This is a genomic window from Streptomyces sp. B93, assembly GCF_018070565.1.
In the GTDB taxonomy this organism is placed as follows: Bacteria; Actinomycetota; Actinomycetes; order Streptomycetales; family Streptomycetaceae; genus Streptomyces.
This window is the reverse complement of the sequence record NZ_JAGPXL010000123.1, coordinates 1-793: the sequence shown is the minus strand read 5'-3', so window position 1 is coordinate 793 and position 793 is coordinate 1. Positions and strand designations below refer to the sequence as shown.

Sequence of the window (793 nt, the reverse complement as noted above, 5' to 3'; positions counted from 1 at the left end):
GATCACCGACGGGGTGCCGCAGCCCTGGCTGACGGTCGGCAACAACTCCACCGCCTACGGCACCACGCGTACGGCGCTGAAGTTCCCCGACCTGGACATCCCCAGCTCGGCCCGGGTCCTGGACGCCACCCTGCGGCTGTGGAGCACGCAGACGACCACCGGGGCCTCCGGCGCGGTCTACGAGATGCGCCCGCTGACCCGTGACTTCGACGAGGCCACCGCCACCTGGACCAAGGCCAACGCCTCCACCAACTGGACGACTCCCGGTGGTGACTTCGGCACAGCGGTCTCCGACACGGTCCCGGCCATGAGCAACGACCCCGCCCGCCAGGACTGGAACGCCACCAGCCTGGTGCAGAACTGGGTCAGCGGCTCGGCGACCCAGCGCGGCGTCCTGCTGAAGATGCAGGACGAAACGGTTCAGCAGGAGCGGACGGTGTTCCTCTCCTCCGAGGCGGGCGAGAAGCGGCTGCGTCCGCGCATGGTCGTGACGTACACCGACGCGACCACTGCCTCGACCTACCACGCGCCGAAGACTCCGGCGCGGATGACCCCGAACTCCGACTACAGCGTGGAGTTCACGCTCACCAACACCACCGACACCGTGTGGCGGGCCGCCGACCGGGCGCTGTCCTACACCTGGGCACTGCCCGACGGCACCGACGCCACCACCGGCGGCAACCAGGCCCGGACGGCCCTGCCCAAGGACGTCGTCCCCGGTGACACGGTCACCGTCCAGGCGCAGGTGAAGACGCCGATCAACTCGGCGTCCGGCAACAAGCGCACCGACTAC

At 69.7% G+C, this 793-nt stretch carries 1 protein-coding gene; it reads left to right on the top strand.

All coding sequences use genetic code 11. The annotated features are described in order from the left end of the window. On the top strand, window positions 1-793 hold a 793-nt coding region (locus KBY47_RS36210), incomplete at both ends, for a DNRLRE domain-containing protein (RefSeq protein ID WP_210928888.1).